We start from the raw sequence: 19,453 nt of genomic DNA on the forward strand, positions 1-19,453 counted from the left end.
GCTCCATGCGTCCCAGAGCTGAAGCCCTGGGCTAGTGAGGCTGAATCCGCTCTTCTTCCTTCTTTCCATCCACCGTCTTTCTGTTTCGCTCAGTAGCCCAGAGCCCCAGCCCTGGGGCGCTGGCTGCGGGCTGCATCCCGAACATGACCTCTACCATTTTCTCCTACAACCAGCTGTTCACCTTCACTGAGGCCGTTTTCAGTGGAATGGGCTGCTCCGATGAGGACGCCACCCTCGCCACCGAAACCCTGCTGTCGGCCGATTTGCGCGGGGTGGATTCGCACGGCGTGGCCCGGCTGATTGGCTACGTGCGCCTCTGGGAAGCCGGCCGCATCAACGCCACGCCACGCGTGGGCGTCACCTACGAAACGCCCAGCACCGCCGTAGTGGATGGCGACGGGGGCCTGGGGCTGGTGGTCGGCCCGAAAGCCATGCGAGTGGCCCTGGAAAAGGCCCGACAGGTGGGCACTGGCTGGGTATCGGTGAAGAACTCCAACCACTTCGGCATTGCCGGTTACCACGCCATGCAGGCGCTGGCCCACGACATGATTGGCATTGCCATGACCAATGCCTCGCCGTTGGTGGCGCCCACATACTCGCTGGAGCGGCTGCTGGGCACCAACCCCATTGCGGTAGCCGTGCCCGCCGGCGAGCAGCCCGATTTTGTGCTGGACATGGCCACCACCACCGCCGCCAACGGCAAGCTCGAAATTGCCCAGCGCAAAAACCTGCCCATTCCCGAAGGCTGGGCGCAGGACGCCACCGGAACCGGCTCGACGGACGCCAACGCCGTGAAAAACGGCGGGGCACTGCTGCCCCTGGGCGGGGCCACCGGCTCGCACAAAGGCTACGGGCTGGGCGCGGTGGTCGATATTTTCTCGGCGGTGCTGAGCGGAGCCAACTACGGGCCGTGGGTGCCGCCCTTCGTGGCGTTCCTGCAGCCTTCCGCAAACCCCGTGGGCCAGGGCTTGGGCCACTTCTTCGGGGCCATGCGCGTAGATGCCTTCCGCCCCGCCGACGAGTTCAAGGCCCACATGGACAACTGGATTACCACCTTCCGGAAAGCGCAGGCCGTGGAAGGCAAATCCGTCCTCATCCCCGGCGACCCGGAACGCGAAACCTCCTCCAAACGGCTCATCGACGGCATTTCTTTGCTGGAGCCGGTGCTAAAAGATTTGGAAACCGTAGGCGGCAAGTTTGGAGTGCGTCTCTAAATCACAGATGGTGCAGATGAAGCCGCGAATGTCACAGATCTTTTCTGAATCACAGATGATATAGATAGCGCAGATTCGTTCTGCCAGCTAATAAAAACAAAAAGGGCACTCCTGCTTAAGAGTGCCCTTTTTGTTGCTGTCGTTGTATCAACTTGCTGCTGTATCAGCCTTCATCAACCAGCAGAACGAATCTGCGGTATCTGCGGCTTCATCTGCCCCATCTGTGATTTAGATCATCTGGTTGTCGCGGTCCAGCAGGGTGCTCATGGCCACGTCCTGGTTCAGGTACTTCGAGGAGTAGGATTCATCCGGGCCGTTCAGGAACAGGCAGGTCTGGCCGCCAACAGCTTCGATGATGGCATCCTTCTGGTCCATGGGCAACGCGGGGCAGCCCAGGCTACGGCCCAGGCGGCCGTTCTGACGGATGAAATCTTCACTCACATAGTCGGCCCCGTGCATTACTACGGAACGAAGCAGGGCGTTGGTGTTGTAGCCTTCATCGAGGCCCTGCAGCTTGAGGCTGCGGCCGTGCTTGCCAATGTACTCGCCCTCGGTCACGTAAAAGCCCAGGCTGCTCATGTTCGACTCATTCTCGTTGGAGAAGTTTGTGGCCATGTTCTCGCCGGAGTTGTGGCCGTGGGCTACCAGCGTGTGGAACTTCACCTGCTTGGCTTCCAGATCCAGCACCCACAGGCGCTTTTCGGTGGAAGGCAGGCCGAAGTCCACTACCGTCAGCAATTGCTTTTCGCCCAGCTTACCCGACTTCTCGAGGTTGAGGTAACCGGTCATGGCTTTCTCGAACACCTCGAAACGCAGGCCCTGCTGTTCTACCTGCAGGTCGCGGTAGATGTCGTGCAGATGCTGGTTGAACAGCGTGGTTTTCGTGACGGCCGGCAGGCGCAGCTCAGCCCCCGGCGTTGGGGCGGCCTTAGTGCGCATGGGCGCGGCCAGCGGCGTAGCTAGGAACAGGGAAGCCACAAACGGCAATACCCGACGCGCCATCCGGCGGGCCCGGCGCTTCAGACGCTGACGACGCACTACACTCTGATTTTCCATCGACACAGTTCAGTTTCGGTTTCAGGTTACAACGGCCCCTCGGGCAAGCGGCCGTTCACGCAGGGTTCTACGAGAACTTACGCATTCCGGATGCCGGCGCGGTAGCCGACAACGGGAAAGGCCATAATGCAGATTCCGATATATTAATTCCCCACCCGAATTGAATTGGCAAAAAGAGTATCATTATCCAGCAACAGAACATCGGTATTTTACTATTTATTTCCTGAATTTAGAAACCCCAAACTCGCTCCTTCCGGCGCTTCCCTCGCCGCCGCTTTTTCCAACCAATTCCCACAATTCCCACGCATGTACAACGGTACAAACTCCTGGTGGCGCAAGCTCACCCTGGCTTCGGCTGCCCTTTTAGTTCTGGGCGGCCAGCCCGCCAAAGCCCAAAAAGTAGTCCTGCAAGGCTACTGGTGGGACTACTGGAACACCAACTACCCCAACGGCTGGGCCAACTACATTGCCCTGCTGGCCCCGCGCCTGAAAGCCATGGGCATTGATGCCGTATGGCTGCCGCCTACCATCAAAAACGGCAACCAGGGCAACGGCTACTCGCCTTTCGATAACTACGACCTGGGGGATAAGTACCAAAAAGGCTTCACCGCTACCCGCATGGGTAACAAGGACGAGCTGCTGCGCGCCGTGGCCGTGCTGCACGCCAACGGCATTGAGGTGGTACAGGATATCGTGCTCAACCACAACGACGGGGCCGGCTCCCAGACCGGCGGCGGCGGCCAGGATCCGGCTGCCTGGGAAGATGGCTCGACCAGCAAATACAAGAACTTCCGGTACGTGAGCTACAGCAAGCCCGCCACCGACGAAACGGCCGCCAACTACCTGGCACGCAACGGCCGATTCCCCAAGAACTGGCAGAACTTCAACCCCAACCCCGGCAACAACTCCACCTCCGGCGACCAGAACCAGATTCTGTTCGGGCCCGACATCAGCTACTACAACGGCTCCTACGGCCAAAGCTCCAACGCCACGTTCAACCCGACGCAGGGAGCCGACTACATGCGCAACAACCAGCGCAACTGGCTGGTGTGGTACAAGAAGCAGGAAGGCTTTGATGGCGTGCGTCTGGACGCCGTGAAGCACTTTCCGGAGTTTGCCATGGAGGATTTCCTCTACAACATGCAAAGCAACGCCGGCTGGGCCAACGGCGGCGCTACCATGTACGCCGTGGGCGAATGGGTAGGCGGCAGCGGCCAGATGGACAGCTGGGTAGCGGGCGTGCAGAACCGCGCCGGCACCTTCGACTTCTCGCTGCGCAATGCGCTGTACAGCATCGTGAGCGGGGGCGGCAACTTCGATATCGGCTCATTGCCAACTTACCAGCAGGGCACGCGGGTGGTGCAGATCAACGGGCAGTTCGTGCACCGCACGGTGCCGTTTGTGAACAACCACGACACCTTCCGGCCGCAGGTGAGTGCCACTGGTAACTACACCGGCTGGAACTCCGGCTCGGAGCTGGCCCCCCACATCGACCCGTTCGACCCGCGCCTCTCGGCTGCGTATGCCGCCGCGCTGGCCGTGGATGGCTCGCCCCAGATTTTCTTCGAGGACCTGTTCAACATCGGCAACACGGGCAAGCGCTACTCGCACCAGCCCACCAGCACCGTGGACCTGCCCCAGCGTTCCGACATCGAGAACCTGATCTGGTGCCACCAAAACCTGCGCTTCAAAGATGGCGCTTACAAAGTGCGCTGGCAGGCTGCCGACCACCTCGTAATCGAGCGGAGCACCAAGGCCCTCATCGGCATCAACGACAACTTCTCAACCTGGCAGAACAGCACGGTTTCGTGTGATTTCGCGCCCGGCACCGTGCTCAAGGACTATTCCGGCGCCAACGGTACCGCTACCGTCACAGTAAGCGGCTCCCAGACCGTGAGCATCAACACGCCGCCCTGCAACGGCACAGCCACCGGCGGCCGGCGCGGCTACTCGGTGTGGGCCCCGGTGGGCATCGGCACCAACTACGTGCGCGCCGCCATGGCCACTACGCAGGAATGGGAGCTGGCCGATGACCTGGGTGACTCGCACGCCTCGTCCTTGAAACAGGGCGGGCAGCTGCCGGCCTCGTCCACGGCCTACCGCACGGCGGGCCGCATCTACGTGCAATCGGGCAAAGCCGTCACCTATACTTTGTTCCCCACGGATGCTACGCGTAGTTTGGCCGTGGAGCTGGTGAGCGGCACGAGCACCATCGTGAGCAGCAAAACCGGTACCGGCAACCTGGTGGGCACCTACACGCCCACGGCCACCGGCTGGCTGACGCTGCGCGCCAAAAACGCCGTGGCCACCAACCCGGCCCAGCGTGCCTTCATCAAGGCCACCTACACCGCCCCGGCCGTCCTCACCACCACCGCTTTGCGCGAAGCCACCATCACGGCCACCAAGGAAGCCACCGTCAGAGGTGCCGACCTGGCCGTGTACCCCAACCCCACCGCTGCTGACCGCATCGACGTGGTAGTACAGTCGCCGAAAGATGTGACAGCCACGCTGCGGCTGACGGACCTGTTGGGCCGCCCGGTACACGAGCAATCGGTGCGCCTGTACCCCGGCTCCACCGAGCAGCGCCTACGCGTAACGCGGAGCCTGCCCGCCGGCGTGTACCTGCTGAGCGTACCTGAGCTGAACCTGAGCCGGAAGGTGGTAGTGAAGTAACTGCTGACTCTATTTAATAGAAAAGCCCCGTCGGACTGTTCCGGCGGGGCTTTTTTGTGTATTGCCAATCATGTCCTACCTACAGATAACATCCCCCTTATCTGATATCAGCATTGGTCCTTTTGGATCATTCGGCAGAATTTTCACTTGGACAGAATCTCCAATCTGACATTCCTGCGAGGTGACCCCATCATTCTCATACATACGCCCCCTATACAGAAACTGCACTTTCGTTTGCCATGTACTTTTCAGGTAGTGTGACCTCTTGACAATACCGCTAACGCACACTCCATTATTCAACAGATCAACTCTTTGCCTACCCGTGAAGATGTACAGAACAAAAAAACCTGTCATCAGCACTAATCCAACTGCGACTTGAATTTTACCACGCATATTTTATCAAGGTCGTCTGTTATGCAGCTGTTGAATCATTCTCTCCTCTACCGCCACCCCCGCGCCGCCAGCTGCCGGGCGGCGGCGGCACCATTCAGCCACTTCGATTCCAGGCCGGGGCCGCTGAGGTAGAGGCAGCCGCCCTCCCCTACCGTGCGGATGATGGCGCGGTACTGATCCGGGGGCAGGGCGGGGCAGCCGCGGCTGTTGCCGGACTGGCCGTGGCGCTGCAGGTGCTGCTGGCTCACGTAGTCGGCGGCGTGGAGGACCACGTAGCGGCGCAGGGCGTTGTCGTTCTGGCCCGCGTCGAGGCCACGCAGGCGGCGCGAGAGGCCGTGCTTGCCGCCGTAGGTATCCTGGGTACGGTAGAAACCTAGGGCAGTGCAGGCCGATTTCATGACGTTGGAGAAGCGCCGGGCGCGCAGGTGGCCCGAGCCCCGGCCGTGCGCCACGTGGCTGCGGTGTAGCACCTGGGCCTTGCCCAAATCCAGCACCCACAGCCGATGCTCGGAGGAAGGCAGATCCATGTCGGCCACAGCCAGAATACCCGGCTGACTGATTTTGCCGGCTTGGCGCAGCGTGAGGTAGCCCACGCAGGCCCGCTCCAGCACTTCCGGGCGCAGCATTTCTGCCTCGGGGCCCAGACTGGCGCGCAACTGCCGCACGGCCTGGCGCAGCGAATCGGGCACGGCGGCCAGCGGCTCCAGCGGCGTCAGACGCAGCGAATCGGGCAGGGCGGGCGCGGCGACGGAATCGGGAGTCGGGGCGGCGGCTACGGCTACGCGGGCCACTACTGCCTCGCCCGCCGAGGATTGGCAACCGGCCAGCCCTACCGCCGCCAGCAGCAGGCCTGCTGCGAACTGCCAGCGGCGAAAAAACGAACAGAAAGGAAGAACAGGCACCATAGCAGCAGAATGAATACGCCCCGAAAATCCGCATTCGGCAGCCTGCATCCAAGCCGCAGGAATTGCCCCCGTTGACGGCGCACGCCCGAAACAAGTAAAAAGACTCTTTTCTGTCACGAAAAGAGGCTTTTGCATTACCAGCGCTTACCGGAATAATACGGCGCGGAACGGGCGTGACTCCGGCAACGCGCCGCCGCCTGCTGCTCCGTCAGCCGCTGCCGGGTGGGCAGCGGTACCGGCGGCGGCCCAACCGGCACCGCTAGGGTTGACAGGTTCAGCGGCGAGGAAATCAGACCAACGGAAAGAGAAGAATTCGAGAAAATGGACATGAGGAAGAAGGTTAGAAAGGGAGAAAAGATGGTCGGTTCCAGTCCGGCGGCTTTTTCCAACCGTCGGGCCGGTTATCCTATGCTGACTGTGAACGACTTTGAAACAGCATCAGCGCACGGCCAGTTGTGCCTGGTTCGGTGGCACAACGTCGTAACAACATCAGCTTACGACAACCGGCCCGACGGCTTCCAGCCGCCGGACCGGGGCCCTTGGATTGGCCCGACGGACCGGAACGCTAAAACAGCACGCTGGCGTTGAGCTTGGCGAAGAACGGCGTACCGGGCGTAAAATGCAGCTCCGATACCGGCGCGGCCTCGTTGCGCAGGCGGGTAGTGGTATCAAACTGGGCCTGGTTCCACTCCACGTTCAGCAGGTTTTCCACGGTGGCGCCCACCTGAAAACGGCGCTTGGTGTAGGTGGCCACGGCATCGAACAGGAAGTAGCCCTTGGCCCGCACCGAGTTGTCCTCGTTGGCGGGGCGGGAATCGATGTGGCGGTAGCGCAGGCTGGCGCTGAAGCCGCCGGGCCGCCGCAGCGTGAGGCCGCCCACGCTGGTAAACGTGGGGGCCAGCGGAATCCGGTTGGCCGAGCTTGGCTCGCCCACCAAACGGCCCTGGTTGAAATTCAGGTCCACATCGGCAAACAGGCTGCGGGTGAGCTGGTAGCGGGCCGCCACATCCACGCCGTAGCGGCGGGTACGGCCGGCACTTTCCACCACGCCTTCGTCGCCCACATACACCAACTCATCCTGCAAATGCAAGGCCCATAAGGCCGTATTCACGACCAGCGTGGGGACGGGCTTGAACGTGCTGCCGGCCTCGTAGCCGATGGCCCGGGGCAGCACGTTGCCGGCCGGGTTGGTTACCACGGCGCGGGCATCGTTGGAGTGGAACCCGAAACCCGAGCGTACGAACAGCTGCACAGCCGGCGTCACGTCGTAATACAGGTTCAGCTTGGGGCTTACCCGCGCCTTCCCGGCCCGGCCCGAAAGCGAATCAGCCCGGTCTTCGCGGAACCGGAAGCGGAAGTAATCGGCGCGCAAAGCGGCGTTGAGCGTGAGCCGGTCGGTGAGGTTGAGCGTGGCGTCGAGGTAGCCGTTCAGGTTCTGCTCGTACACCCGGCCCGTCACGATGGTATCCGTGACGGTGCGCCGAACCGAGTTGCGCAGGGCCAGATCAATATCGTCGAGGCGGGTGCCCAGGCCGGCGGTGGTGCGCAGGCTGCGGCTGCCGAGCTGGAAATTCCGCTCGTAGGTGCCGGTGTAGCCCCAGATGTTGCGGCCGTCGGTCTGCCGGATCTGGTCGCCGTCTACCGGGTTGTTCAGGAAGAAGGTGAAGTTGGAATACAGGTTGAAATCGTAGCGGGAGTAGTACACCTGCTGGCGCAGCACGGCCTCGTGGGGCAGCTCGGTAGTGAGCACCGCCGAGGCATTGGTGCGACTGGTGGAGCCGCCTTCAGTGGGGTCGATGCTGCCGAAGCGCGAAATCACGCCCTCCCGAATGCCCCGCTCCGGAATCTGGCCCGAGGCGTCCCAGCGGGAGCTGAACCGCGAAGCCAGCAGCATCAGCGAGGTGCGGTCGGAGAGCTGGCCGGTGTATTTGGCCAGTCCGTTGAACCGGTTGAAGTGCTGTTTGGCGTCGAAGTAGGAGTTGGTGAAGTTGTACTCGGCGGCGACGTAGGCGTTTTCGGGGCCTTTGCCCAGCAGGTGGCCGTTCAGGGGCAGCAGGTTCACCAGGGCCACGGCCCGGCGGGTGTCGAACTGACCCAGTTCCACTTTTACCTGGCTTTGGTCGAGGCGGGTTTTGGTGGTAAACTCGCCGGCTCCGGCCGTAGCGAAATCCCCGAATCGAGCTGTGTACGGGCCTTTGTACACCCGCAGCTGGTCCACGGTTTCGGGAATCACGAAGTGAAAATCGGCGTAGCCCTGGCCGTGGGCGTGGCTGACCATGTTCACCGGCAGCCCGTCAATGCTCACGTTGAAATCGGTGCCGTGGTCCACATCGAAGCCCCGGATGAAAATCTGCTCGGCCTTGCCCCCGCCCGCGTGCTGGGCAATGACGAGGCCCGGCACCAGCGGCAGCAGGTCCTGAGCCGAATTCACGGGCCGCAGCAGCTTATCGATGTTGGAAATGGCGGCCAGACTCTGGTTCGGGTCGCGGGGCTGGGCCACCGTTACCTCGGCCAGCGTGAGCGAGGTGGCCGGCAGCCGCAGCGTTACGGTGCCGGTTGCGCCGGCCGCCAGCGTCAGTGTTTGGGTGCGGGGCGCGAAACCCAGCCCACTGGCCTGCACGGTGTAGGTGCCGGCCGGTAGCCCGCCCAGCCGGAAGGTGCCCAGCGCATCGGCGGCGGTGCCCCCAGGGCGGCCGAGCACCTGCACGCTCACCCCGTTCAGCGGCCGGCCGGAAGCCGAATCGGCCACAGTACCGCGCAGGGTGGCCGTGGTTTGCGCCTGGGCATCAGCCGCGCACAATGAAGCCGCCAGCCCCAGGCCGACGGGTAAAATCCCATAAAAGTAAAGGCGCATACAGCCGAAATACGACGCGCCAGTCAACGGCTCAGAAGCCGGATGCAGCAGCGCGTCGGGTCAGAAGATAAGAGGAAGCCGGTGGGCACAAAGCGCCAAGCCGGCAGGCCACCCGTTTTCCGGGCGGCTAAGTCACTTATCCTTGCCGGGGCGGCTGGTCGATACCGGCCGGAATGCCAACCAGCAGCCCGGGCTCAGATGGGCGCTGGTAGGCGAAGATGGGAGTAATCCGCACGCAGCAAATGCGCGGCGTTTCGGTCAGGCAATGCAGGTCGATGCTTTTGCCGGCCGCCAGTAGCTGAGCCGATTTTTCGGCCTTGTGCTGCGCCTGCACGGCCTGCTGGTCGCCGTTGCAGGTATCGAAGCAGTCGAGACGCAGGTAGTTGCGGTGCTGACACTCGGTGCTGTGCACGTACGGGTGCGCGGCCGTTGGCCCCACCGGCTCCGGCCGCCCCACTACGCCCGCGCCCAACCCCACCAGGTAGGGCAGCAACAGCAGCAGGATAAGACAGTGGCGGAGCATCGGATTGGTTTTTAGTTGGTGGTTGTCAGTTGTTGATTAATAGCTGCCGGTTGTTGATTAATAGCTGCCGGTTGTTAATTACTAGTGGTCAGAACGTAATCTAAGAGTCATTCCAACCTGACGACTAGCAAATCCTCTCTATCAACTCAGCCGCTCAATTGTCCAGTAGGCGGCCATGAGGCCGATGGCGACGGAAGCAGGTATCAGCACCCGGCGCTTGTACCAGGGTTTGTTGGCGGCCCAGCGGCCAATCAGCAGCCAGGCCAGTAGAATCACGGATACCTGCCCCAGTTCCACGCCCACGTTGAAAGCCACCAACGACTCCAGAAACATACTCTGCGGCAGCCCCAGGCCGGTTAGCGCCCCCGCAAATCCTAAGCCGTGCAGCAGCCCAAACCCGAACACCACCACAATGCGCCACGGGTTCAGCCGCGCCACCACGATGTTTTCGATGGCCACGAACAGAATGGACAGCGCAATAAGCGGCTCCACCAAACTAGCCGGCGGCGACACCACCCCGTACATAGCCAGCCCCAGTGTGATGGAATGAGCCACCGTGAAAGCTGTAGCCTGCCACAGCACTGGCTTCAGGCGCGGCTCAAGCAGGTACAGACTCAACACAAACAATACGTGGTCGATGCCCAACGGCAGAATGTGGGTGTAGCCGAGCTTGAGGTAGGTGAAGAATACGTCGGTGCGGGAGAGTTTACTCAGATCCGTATCCAGCACATGCGCAACGGCCAGCCCCGGCAGTAGCAGCAAGGCAACGGGCAGTACGTACCGGATGAAGCGCACGGAAGGCATCAGAAAAGCGGGAAGTTGAGCTACTTAAAGATTACCGCAAGGCCAGCAGCTTGCGGCCTTCGTCGGCGAGGTCGAACGTGAGGTAAGGATTGGTGGTCAGGGCTTGTTTGATCAGGGCCTGTCCTTCGGCGGTGCGGCCGTTTTTAGTGGCAATCAGGCCAGCCCGGCACAACAGCGTGGGGTTGCGGGAGTTGGTGCGGCGGGCGGTTTTCATATACTGCTCCGCTTCCTTATACTCGCCGCGCTTGTAGTACACCCAGGCCATGGTTTCGCACACGTCAATGTTATCAGGCCGCCGGTCGTACTCGATTTTGGCGTGTTTCAGGGCCTTGTCCAACTCGCCGGTTTTCACGTAGGCATAGGCCAGCTCCCGATCGGCGTAGTGGCCCATTTCTTCGTTTTCATCGGCTTCGTTGGCGGCATCGGCCAGCATGGCAATAGCTTCCTGCGCCATTTTGCGGGCCTCGGCAGGCTGGTTATTCTGCTGATATAAGTCGGCCAGCTCATCAGCAAAAGCGTAATCCTTCACGATGTTGCGCGCCTCCTCCAGATGTACAATAGCAGCCGGGTACTGTTGCCGGGCCTGCGCTACCCGGCCCAGCCCCGCCAGCGCGTACGCGTAGTGCGGACGCGCCGCCAGCGCCAACTGAAACTGCTGTTCGGCCTGAGGCAGGTCGCCGGTGGTTTCAAAGAGGTGGCCCAGCGTTACGCGGGCCCATTCCGTCTGCTCCAGGCCGGAGTAGCCGGCCTGCACGGCCATCTGCATGGCTTCAATGGCTCCTGGCAAATCCCCGTGAATTTCGCGCAGGTACGATACGCGGGAGTAGGAGCGCAAATCGGGGCGCACTTGGTTCATTTTGTCGGCCATGCGCACAGCTTCGGGGTAGCGGCCCAGCTCTACGTTGGCGTCGCAGAGCAGTCCGTACACGAAGGCGTTGTTGGGATTGATGGCCACGGCTTTTTCGGCCACGGCCAGTCCTTCCGAGAAATGGTGCTGGGTCAGGCTCAACGACGCTTTACAGCAGAGAGCCTCGAAGTTCTCGGGCTCCTGGCGCAGGGCTTCGTCCAGCAGTTTCATGGCAGCCGTATCGTAGTACGGATGGTCGCCCGTCACGCGGGCTTCCTGCATATAGGCTTCGGCCAGCAACACGCGGGCCTGATTATCGTCGGGTTTGGAGCGCAGCCGGGCCAGGAGCCCGCTGATTGCCGCTTTGGTATTGAGCCACTCGCCCCCTGCGGCCAGGTCGCCGCGGCGTTCCTTGAGCGTGGGTACGGGGTCAGGCTTCTGGGTCAGGAAAATAAGCGCCCCAGCCACCAGAAACACTGTAATCAAGATAGGGTAAAGGTATTTTCGCATAGGTTCCAGACTGGTTGACGATGGTGATACGCAGTGGTTGGTGCGGTTCTCAGAGGAACAGTTGCTACGCAACTCAGGCAGGAAAATACCAGCCGGCCGCATAAAGTCTCAAACCAATCACCAAGGAAGGGAACCAGCCTGACGACTGGTTCCCTTCGGGGTGGTGAAAAGATAGCCGAACTCACCCAGGGCTCGGCTACCTACCCGTAGCAACCGGCCGCCCCGCCATGGGCGAACGGGCCGGTCGGTATTCTACGGGCTTTAGCGGGTGTGTACCAGCTTAATGGACTGCAACACCGTGCGGCCGGAAGCAATAGTCAGCACGTACGTGCCGTCTGCCAGCTCAGGCCCCGCTTTCCACGACAGGTCGTAAGCGCCGGGCTTGTGGTTTTTGCTGTTCATCAGGGTAGCTACCCGCCGGCCGGTCAGGTCGCTCACGTACATCGTCAGCATGCTCTTTTCGGCCACTTCATAGTGCAGGTTGGTGCTCTCAGCGAAGGGGTTCGGGTAGTTCTGCGCTACCGCTACAATAGAAGGCTTCAGGCCCAGACCGTAGGCTCCGCGCTGCGAGGTAATGGTGCTCTGCGCCTTCGTGCCGCTCCAGGGCGTCTGGGCGTACGGGAACGTAGAGCGGAACGTGGTATCGTTGGCTTCGATGCCCGTGCGGAAGGCCAGCACGTTAGTCAGGCCGTTAGTGGTTTCGTAGGGCAGACCAATGGCGGCCAGTACTACGCCACCCACGGCTTGCAGCTCAATGCGGGTCACGTCATCTTCCAGACGACGGCCATTGGGGAAGCCATCCATGTTTGGAATAGCCTGCAGTGTGGTGGTGGTATTGAAGCGGGCATCGGTGAGGCCGAGCACGGCGGCGTACAGCAGGCCCTCGGAGCTGAAATCAGCCGAATTACGGGGCGTGGTAGGCACGGCCATGTTCAGGCGCAGCATGTCGCCACCCACACCGGCTGCGGCGGCCGGGTTGTCAATGAGGGGCAGGAAATTGTTGATGAAGGGCTTGCCAGCGGCCAGCGGGTTGCCGGCGGGTTTGCCGGTAGCCAGCTGGTACGGCCGTACGTTGGGAACCCCGGTATGGAAAATCGGCAGAATATCCACCGAGCGAGGCTTGGCAGGACGCAGCAGGTATTCGGCGTAGCCACCAGCAGCAATTTTGGCGAAGGCCGTACCGGCTACATCAGCAGCCGGCGCGTTCAACAGCGCTGAAACGCCGTCTTTCCCGTTGGCGAAATCAAATGCGCCCAGCGAGTTGCGCTGAATCCGCAGCTGCCCCAGGCCGGGTACCGCCGTGCCGAAGTAGCCCGCTCCCTCGGCCATATACAGGCCCAGCTCGGGGTTCGACATGTAGTCCTCGGTGGTAGCAGCTTCGGTGTATGGCGTGGCCGCGTTCCAGGCATCTTTGGCCCCAATGGGCTGGATAACCTCGTTGGTGAGCGGCATGCCGATGCGCGACACCTGCACCCAGTTACCGCTGTGGGTCTGGGTACCATCGGTGTTTAGGGTACGCATAGCGGGGCGGCTGGCGGAAGCCCACACTCCGATTACGTAGTCCGAATCCAGAATATTGGCGGCCTGCGCGCCGGTTTTACCGTCTTTCTGCAGTTCCGAAATGGGGATTTGCAGCGCAATAGTGTGGGTGTTTTTCTTGGCCAGACCGTCGCGGGCCGCAGCCGTCCGGATGCCGCCCAGGTCGAAAATACCGCCCAGATCAGTAAAGAACGGGTCATCTACCGGGCCGCAGAACACCTTGACGTTGCCTACCGTCTGGATGGCCCCCGTCATCAGGCTTTCGTAGCTCGGCGCACCCAGACCGGCGGCTCCCTGAATGGAGCGCGGCCCGATGTTGGGCGGCGGCACTACCCCTCCGTTCACAATAGCCGCGAAGGCTCCGCCATTACGGCTTACTTCCAGCGTATAGGTAGCCTTCAGGTTCTGCTTGCCCAGCCGGATGTTGAAAAACGTGGTAGCATCTTCATTTACCCGCCGAAACGTAAAGCGGTAGGTAATATCGTCCTGGTTAGCGTTGGCGCCACTATTCTTAACGTGAATCTCGTAGCGTATATTTTCACCGAACGTATTGTAGTTCGGGCCGCCCTGGGGCAGCTCCAACGGAATGTAGTTGGCAATGATGTTAATCATCTCCGCGTTGTTGGGGTCGCGGAACGCATACAGGTCGGTGTTGTCGGCCAACGGGTCGTCGGCAATGAGGGGGGCTTCGCGGTGGCTGGAAGCTTCCAAGGGGCTGTGTTGTCCACTCCAGGCCAGCAGGCCGGCCACCGCAGTAGCGGCCAGAGACAGGTGGAGAATCGGACGCGTAAGCGTTTTCTTCATAATAAGGATAGGTTGGGAATGGGTGAGAAATACTGCCTGGAATCAGACAGCTGCACAAACGGCCACCAAAACGGCAGCCGGGAAAAGCCGGAAGAAAACGGTGTGCAAAACGGCCGGGCAGGTAAATACCGGACCGCTGAGGCTGCTGCTTTCGCCAAGAGGCAAAAGCAGCGGATGGATAGCGCGGATAAGTGAGAAGAGTACGGCGCAGCCGGAGCCGATGGATTTAAATAGCCGGAATCTTATACACCTATTTTCACCCGCCCCGGAACTATTCCGGCTGGCTTGCATTAAACCACGTTTTCAGGGGTTTATGGGCAGATGCGGGGAGCGAGTCGGTCCACCGAAGCAAGCCTCCGGTTACCGGGCTTTTGTTGCGTATTTTTGTGCCATTCAGGGTGCAGGCCGGTTATAGCGCTTCCTCCCTTTTTTCGCTTTTTTCTTTAGCGTGCCGTGGCGCGCTTTCCTCCTATATGGCCAAAGTCGCAATTAACCTCTCTACCGGGAGCATTCAACAGGAAGAAATCATTGTCGGCATTGACTTGGGCACGACCAACTCCCTGGTGGCCTACATCCACCCCGACGGCCGCCAGCCGCTGGCCATCAACGACCAGGGCCGGGGCACCATCGTACCTTCGGTAGTGCATTTTCCGGCCGGTGGCGACACTCCCATCGTAGGAACCGAGGCCAAGGATTTTCTACTCACTGACCCGCAGAACACCATTTATTCGGTGAAGCGGCTGCTGGGCAAAAGCTACAAAGACCTGGGCCAACACGCCCGGGAGCTAGGCTACAAGGTGATTGACGACAACTCGGAAGGGCTGGTCAAAATTCGGGTGGGCGACCGGTTCTACTCGCCCATTGAGTTGTCGGCCGAGATTCTGAAGGAGTTGCGCGCCCGAGCCGAGCACGCCCTCAAAACGCCCGTCAATAAGGCCGTTATTACCGTTCCGGCCTACTTCAACGACTCCCAGCGCCAGGCCACCCGCGACGCCGGCCGGCTGGCGGGCCTGGAGGTGCTGCGCATCGTGAACGAGCCCACGGCGGCGGCCCTGGCCTACGGCATCGGCCTGCACCCCGACGAGGAAAAAACCGTGGCCGTGTACGATTTGGGCGGCGGCACCTTCGATGTGAGCGTGCTGCACCTGCATCAAGGTATTTTTGAGGTACTGAGCACCAATGGCGACACCTACCTGGGCGGCGACGACCTGGACCGGGCCATTTCCGACCACTGGACTGCCACCTACGACCTCGCCGACCGTCTGCGGGACAACGGCCCGCTGCAGCAGGAACTGCGGCTGCTGGCCGAGTCGGCCAAGCGGTACCTGAGCCAGCACGACGACTTCGCCGGCAACCTCGGCGACGACGTGGTGGTGCGGCTCAGCAAAACCGAGTTCAACGCGCTGGTGCAGCCCTTAGTGGACCGCACCATCACCTCCTGCCGGCAGGCCCTTACTGATGCCGGCATGACACCCGATAAGCTCGATGCCGTGCTGCTGGTGGGCGGCTCGACGCGCGTGCCACTGGTGTACGACGCCGTGTCGCAGTTTTTCGGGCAGCCGGCCAACAACTCACTCAATCCCGACGAAGTGGTAGCCCTGGGTGCCGCCATTCAGGCCGATATTCTGGCCGGCAACCGGCGCGACGTGCTGCTGCTGGACGTAACGCCCCTCACGCTGGGTATCGAAACCCTGGGCGGGCTCATGGACCCTATTATCCCGCGCAACTCCAAAATTCCGACCAAGGCCGGCCGCCAGTACACTACCTCCGTGGATGGGCAGGTGAACCTGAAGATTTCGGTGTACCAGGGCGAGCGGGATTTGGTGCAGGAAAACCGCAAGCTGGCCGAGTTCGACCTGCGCGGCATTCCGGCCATGCCCGCCGGTCTGCCCAAAGTGGACGTGAACTTCCTGCTCAACGCCGATGGCATTTTACAGGTGGAAGCCATTGAGCTGCGTTCCAACACCCGGCAGGCCGTGGAAATTAAGCCCCAGTACGGCCTCACCGACGACCAGGTGGAGCAGATGCTGATGGACTCGCTCACCCATGCCCGCGAGGATGTGGCGGCCCGCATGGTCATTGAGGCCCGCACCGTAGCTGAGCAGATGCTGTATCAGGTGGAGCGGTTCGTGGCCAAAAACGGCCAGCATCTCACCCCCGAAGAAACCACCCAGACCCAGGCCGGTGTAACCACGCTGCGCGCCGCCCTCGAAACCAAGGAGAAGGACATTATCCTGAAAGCTGTGGACGAGTTGGAAGAACTCACCCGCCCCTTTGCGGAGCGCGTGATGAACATCAGCATCAGCCAAGCCATGGCCGGCAAGAAGATTGGCTGATAGTACCACTTGACTCACCCAAACCATTGGTCAAGCCCCACTGTCAGTACTGATGGTGGGGCTTTTCATTTTCTGTTTGCAGCTTTACAGCTCCCGCCTGAGAAGTACTAAAGAGCACAAATGCTGTTTGCAGGCCAGATGAGGTTCCATAAGCGGCAGTAAACAGTATAAGAAGTTCCTATGAACCCACACCTTGCTCGCCTCTGCGACATAGCCCAGCAACCCAGCCGCCGCATCATCGGGCTGATGTCGGGTACTTCTCTGGATGGACTGGATGTGGCCTTATGTCGGCTGCACGGGCAGGGCATTGCTACGCGGCTGGAACTGGAGCAGTTTGCCACGGTGCCGTATACTGAGGAAGTGCGCCACCGCGTGCGGCAGGTATTTGCGCGGGAACAGGTTAGTCTGGAGTATGTAACGCTGCTGCATGCGTGGCTGGGCCGGCTGCACGCCGATATGGTGCTCGCCTGCCTGCGGCAATGGCAGGTAGCTCCCACCGAAATCGACCTGATAGCCAGCCATGGCCAAACGGTGTATCATGCTCCTGCCCACCAGCACCAGCTGCCCGATTTCCCCGGTTTGAACGCCACGCTGCAACTCGGCGACGCCGACCATCTGGCCGTGGCAACCGGTATTATTACGTTCAGCGACTTTCGGCAGAAGCACATAGCGGCCGGCGGCGAAGGGGCGCCCCTGGCTGCGTACGGCGACTACTTACTGTTGAGCAGTGCTACTGAGGAACGGCTGCTGCTTAACCTGGGCGGTATTGCCAACTTCACGTACCTGCCACAAACTGGGGCTGATACGACCCACGCTTTCAGCACCGATACTGGCCCCGGCAACACCCTGCTCGATGCGGCCATCCGGGCGCACCATCCGACCCTGAGCTATGATACTGATGGGCGCTTAGCCGCCGCCGGACAAGTTCACCACGATTTGCTCGATGATTTGCTGCGCGCTTCCTTCTTTGACGCACCGCTGCCCAAAACAACTGGCCCTGAGTTGTTCAGTCCGGCTTACGTGCAGGCGGCCCGGCACCGTACGGGTACCATGAACCTGCGCCTGGAGGATTTGCTGGCCACCTTGGTAGAATTCAGCGCCCTTGGTGTAGCGCGGGCGGCCCGGCTGGCTTTCGGCCCACAACCCGCTTTGGCGGTATATGTCAGCGGCGGCGGGGCTCATAATCCTGCTCTCATGGCGGCCCTGCAACGGCAGCTACCGGCCTGTTCATTTGCTACTACCGCCGCGTTGGGCATAGCGCCGGATGCCAAGGAGGCTATTCTGTTTGCGGTGCTGGCCAATGAGGCCGTAGCCGGACAGCCGGTCAGTATCGGGGCCGGGCGGCAACGGGTACCGGCCGTGAGTATGGGCAAAATTTCCTTACCCGGATAACCAGCGGCTACGGCCGCAGCCTGATTAATCCAAACCCCTGAATCTGGCGGGCCGTGGAATCCTGAAACGTCACGTCAAGCTGGAAGTGAGGGCCAGGACGCAGACTATCGGCCCGGTAGCTGAAAGCCACGAAGGGTTGAACGTGCTCTTCTTCCCGCAGCCGGTACCCCAGTTTGTACAAATCAATAACCGGCCCGTACGTGCGGGCCTGCTCGATGATGGGCAACGTAGCCATTCGGAATGCCGCCAGTGGCAGTTGCCGTTGGGCATCGGGACTGAGGTGCTCATAGGCCGTATCCCAGTTGCCCGCCAGCAGTGCCAGCAGAAACTGCCGCGCTACCTGCACCTGCGAAGAACGGGTCTGCTGCGCCTGTGCGGGCACTGCGCACGTCAGCAGCCCCGCCAGTATACTGATGTAAAAGCCCCGAATCGAATAACTGCGTTTCATATTCCGAAGGCTGAGGTGGGCCGGTTAAGAAAGGTGAGTTGCGGCGTAGTCAGGCGCAAAAGGCTCGGTTACTGCACTACTATCCGCCGGACCATCTGCTGTCCTGTTCCTGCTACGTGCAGCAGGTATAATCCGGCGGGCAGCTGCGTCGTTTCAATCCGGGCCCACGTAGTGCCCACCAGTACCGAGGTACCGGCTACCGGCCTTCCCAAAGCGTCCGTCAGTATGGAGGTCAGCGGTTGGGTAGCGTTGGGGCTGCTCAGTTTCACCAGTATAGGGGCTCCCCGCTCCACAGGATTCGGCTGTACCTCAAGGCTGGCATCGGAAGCGGCCAGGCCAGTGGCGGTTATACTCCCCGTCACCCGCAGAGCCAATGCCCGGGAGTTGTTGTTCTCATTCGACTCAACAAGCATGTTCCGGGGGTCAATCATGACTACCAGATAATAGTTGCCGGGAGCGGTAGAGGCCGGCACAGTAAGCACGGGGGCCGAGAAAACAGTTCCGACACCCGTACTTCCCCCGATTGCCCCGGCTATACTGCCGTTGGTTATGGTGCCCAGCAGCACGTCGCTGGCCGCTGAAAACACGGTATCAACCGACAGATAAAAGCCGATTTCATGGGCGGCAGCGCCCACAGGGCCCCGGTTGTAGATAAAGGAAAAAACCCCTGTGCTACCACCGGCCGGCAGCGTCCCAAACGACAGCGAAGGCCGCCACAACTCCAGGTCCGGCAATGCCACGGTGCCAGTAGTAATCGAGAGCGGAATGGTTACCACATTGTTCGTCTCATCCGACTCCCGCTCGGCATTCAACGGATCGGCCACCAACACCAACTGGTAAGAACCGGCTGGCACCAGCGGAAAGCGGGCCGTAACCGCGCAGGTTCCCGACTGCCCCGGAAACAGCAGCGACTGGCACGTTGTCCCCAGAAAGGTGTCGGTAGCATCCCACGTAGCATCAGCCGACAAATAGTAGCCGATGCAGTTGAACTGGGAGCCGTTTGTCCCCTGATTTTTTATATTGGCCGACATGTAGACAGACCCTCCGGCCAGCGCCGAAGCGGGAGTAGCAAACGGGCCCACCACTACCAGATCGGGTTGGTTCTGGCCTTGTGCGGATACTGAAAGGCCGCTCAAGACTGCCCAAAAAGCCAAT

14 protein-coding genes are annotated in these 19,453 nt (G+C 61.1%); 4 read left to right on the top strand and 10 right to left on the bottom strand.

The features are described 5' to 3' along the window. The first annotated feature begins 143 nt into the window (after positions 1 to 143). The gene (locus tag EI293_RS02235) at positions 144 to 1,214 is read left to right on the top strand and encodes an Ldh family oxidoreductase (protein WP_125435312.1); all 1,071 of its coding nucleotides are present in this window, start codon (positions 144 to 146) and stop codon (positions 1,212 to 1,214) included. 228 nt (positions 1,215 to 1,442) lie between these two features. Here the strand turns inward: EI293_RS02235 and EI293_RS02240 are convergent, their stop codons facing one another. Continuing rightward, positions 1,443 to 2,270 carry a murein L,D-transpeptidase catalytic domain family protein gene (locus EI293_RS02240; RefSeq protein WP_125435314.1) on the bottom strand — a complete coding sequence of 276 codons (828 nt, stop codon included), beginning with the start codon at positions 2,268 to 2,270 and terminating at the stop codon, positions 1,443 to 1,445. 306 nt (positions 2,271 to 2,576) lie between these two features. Here EI293_RS02240 and EI293_RS22460 point away from each other — a divergent pair, with 306 nt between their 5' ends. Next, positions 2,577 to 4,943 carry an alpha-amylase family glycosyl hydrolase gene (locus EI293_RS22460; RefSeq protein WP_125435316.1) on the top strand — a complete coding sequence of 789 codons (2,367 nt, stop codon included), beginning with the start codon at positions 2,577 to 2,579 and terminating at the stop codon, positions 4,941 to 4,943. Positions 4,944 to 5,383: 440 nt separating this feature from the next. Here the strand turns inward: EI293_RS22460 and EI293_RS02250 are convergent, their stop codons facing one another. The 7 genes from EI293_RS02250 to EI293_RS02280 form a co-directional block, all read right to left on the bottom strand. Continuing rightward, a complete protein-coding gene (locus EI293_RS02250) occupies positions 5,384 to 6,241 on the bottom strand; it encodes a murein L,D-transpeptidase catalytic domain family protein (protein ID WP_170170211.1) in 858 nt (285 codons plus the stop codon). A gap of 134 nt (positions 6,242 to 6,375) precedes the next feature. Continuing rightward, positions 6,376 to 6,570: a hypothetical protein gene (locus EI293_RS02255; protein ID WP_125435320.1), complete on the bottom strand. Its 195-nt coding sequence runs from the start codon at positions 6,568 to 6,570 to the stop codon at positions 6,376 to 6,378. Positions 6,571 to 6,806: 236 nt separating this feature from the next. Beyond that, positions 6,807 to 9,095, bottom strand: coding sequence for a TonB-dependent receptor (locus EI293_RS02260; RefSeq protein WP_125435322.1), 2,289 nt, complete (start codon positions 9,093 to 9,095; stop codon positions 6,807 to 6,809). Between the two features lie 136 nt (positions 9,096 to 9,231). Next, positions 9,232 to 9,618: a hypothetical protein gene (locus EI293_RS02265; protein WP_125435324.1), complete on the bottom strand. Its 387-nt coding sequence runs from the start codon at positions 9,616 to 9,618 to the stop codon at positions 9,232 to 9,234. A gap of 141 nt (positions 9,619 to 9,759) precedes the next feature. Continuing rightward, a complete protein-coding gene (locus EI293_RS02270; RefSeq protein WP_246010510.1) occupies positions 9,760 to 10,422 on the bottom strand; it encodes a HupE/UreJ family protein in 663 nt (220 codons plus the stop codon). A 31-nt stretch (positions 10,423 to 10,453) separates the two neighbouring features. After that, complete coding sequence (locus EI293_RS02275) at positions 10,454 to 11,779, bottom strand: tetratricopeptide repeat protein (protein ID WP_170170212.1); 1,326 nt, start codon at positions 11,777 to 11,779, stop codon at positions 10,454 to 10,456. Between the two features lie 261 nt (positions 11,780 to 12,040). Next, positions 12,041 to 14,122: a DUF4331 family protein gene (locus EI293_RS02280; protein WP_125435328.1), complete on the bottom strand. Its 2,082-nt coding sequence runs from the start codon at positions 14,120 to 14,122 to the stop codon at positions 12,041 to 12,043. Between the two features lie 473 nt (positions 14,123 to 14,595). Between EI293_RS02280 and hscA the strand changes: the two genes are divergently transcribed. After that, a complete protein-coding gene (hscA, locus tag EI293_RS02285; protein WP_125435330.1) occupies positions 14,596 to 16,458 on the top strand; it encodes a Fe-S protein assembly chaperone HscA in 1,863 nt (620 codons plus the stop codon). A gap of 180 nt (positions 16,459 to 16,638) precedes the next feature. Beyond that, positions 16,639 to 17,850, top strand: coding sequence for an anhydro-N-acetylmuramic acid kinase (locus EI293_RS02290; RefSeq protein ID WP_125435332.1), 1,212 nt, complete (start codon positions 16,639 to 16,641; stop codon positions 17,848 to 17,850). Positions 17,851 to 17,857: 7 nt separating this feature from the next. Here the strand turns inward: EI293_RS02290 and EI293_RS02295 are convergent, their stop codons facing one another. Both EI293_RS02295 and EI293_RS02300 read right to left on the bottom strand, forming a co-directional pair. Beyond that, on the bottom strand, positions 17,858 to 18,298 hold the full coding sequence (locus EI293_RS02295; protein ID WP_125435334.1) for a hypothetical protein: 441 nt from the start codon (positions 18,296 to 18,298) through the stop codon (positions 17,858 to 17,860). A gap of 68 nt (positions 18,299 to 18,366) precedes the next feature. Beyond that, positions 18,367 to 19,434, bottom strand: a complete 1,068-nt coding sequence (locus tag EI293_RS02300) for a CARDB domain-containing protein (RefSeq protein ID WP_170170213.1) — start codon at positions 19,432 to 19,434, stop codon at positions 18,367 to 18,369. Positions 19,435 to 19,453: the final 19 nt, after the last annotated feature.

This window comes from Hymenobacter perfusus, from assembly GCF_003944765.1.
In the GTDB taxonomy this organism is placed as follows: domain Bacteria; phylum Bacteroidota; class Bacteroidia; order Cytophagales; family Hymenobacteraceae; genus Hymenobacter; species Hymenobacter perfusus.

Excerpts from the sequence above, each read along its gene's own strand:
- EI293_RS02295 (WP_125435334.1), bottom strand. The coding sequence starts at position 18,298 with ATGAAACGCAGTTATTCGATTCGGGGCTTTTACATCAGTATACTGGCG.
- EI293_RS02260 (WP_125435322.1), bottom strand. The coding sequence starts at position 9,095 with ATGCGCCTTTACTTTTATGGGATTTTACCCGTCGGCCTGGGGCTGGCG.
- EI293_RS02275 (WP_170170212.1), bottom strand. The coding sequence starts at position 11,779 with ATGCGAAAATACCTTTACCCTATCTTGATTACAGTGTTTCTGGTGGCT.
- EI293_RS02270 (WP_246010510.1), bottom strand. The coding sequence starts at position 10,422 with ATGCCTTCCGTGCGCTTCATCCGGTACGTACTGCCCGTTGCCTTGCTG.
- EI293_RS22460 (WP_125435316.1), top strand. The coding sequence starts at position 2,577 with ATGTACAACGGTACAAACTCCTGGTGGCGCAAGCTCACCCTGGCTTCG.
- EI293_RS02280 (WP_125435328.1), bottom strand. The coding sequence starts at position 14,122 with ATGAAGAAAACGCTTACGCGTCCGATTCTCCACCTGTCTCTGGCCGCT.
- EI293_RS02240 (WP_125435314.1), bottom strand. The coding sequence starts at position 2,270 with ATGGAAAATCAGAGTGTAGTGCGTCGTCAGCGTCTGAAGCGCCGGGCC.
- EI293_RS02235 (WP_125435312.1), top strand. The coding sequence starts at position 144 with ATGACCTCTACCATTTTCTCCTACAACCAGCTGTTCACCTTCACTGAG.
- EI293_RS02255 (WP_125435320.1), bottom strand. The coding sequence starts at position 6,570 with ATGTCCATTTTCTCGAATTCTTCTCTTTCCGTTGGTCTGATTTCCTCG.
- EI293_RS02250 (WP_170170211.1), bottom strand. The coding sequence starts at position 6,241 with ATGGTGCCTGTTCTTCCTTTCTGTTCGTTTTTTCGCCGCTGGCAGTTC.
- EI293_RS02290 (WP_125435332.1), top strand. The coding sequence starts at position 16,639 with ATGAACCCACACCTTGCTCGCCTCTGCGACATAGCCCAGCAACCCAGC.
- hscA (WP_125435330.1), top strand. The coding sequence starts at position 14,596 with ATGGCCAAAGTCGCAATTAACCTCTCTACCGGGAGCATTCAACAGGAA.
- EI293_RS02265 (WP_125435324.1), bottom strand. The coding sequence starts at position 9,618 with ATGCTCCGCCACTGTCTTATCCTGCTGCTGTTGCTGCCCTACCTGGTG.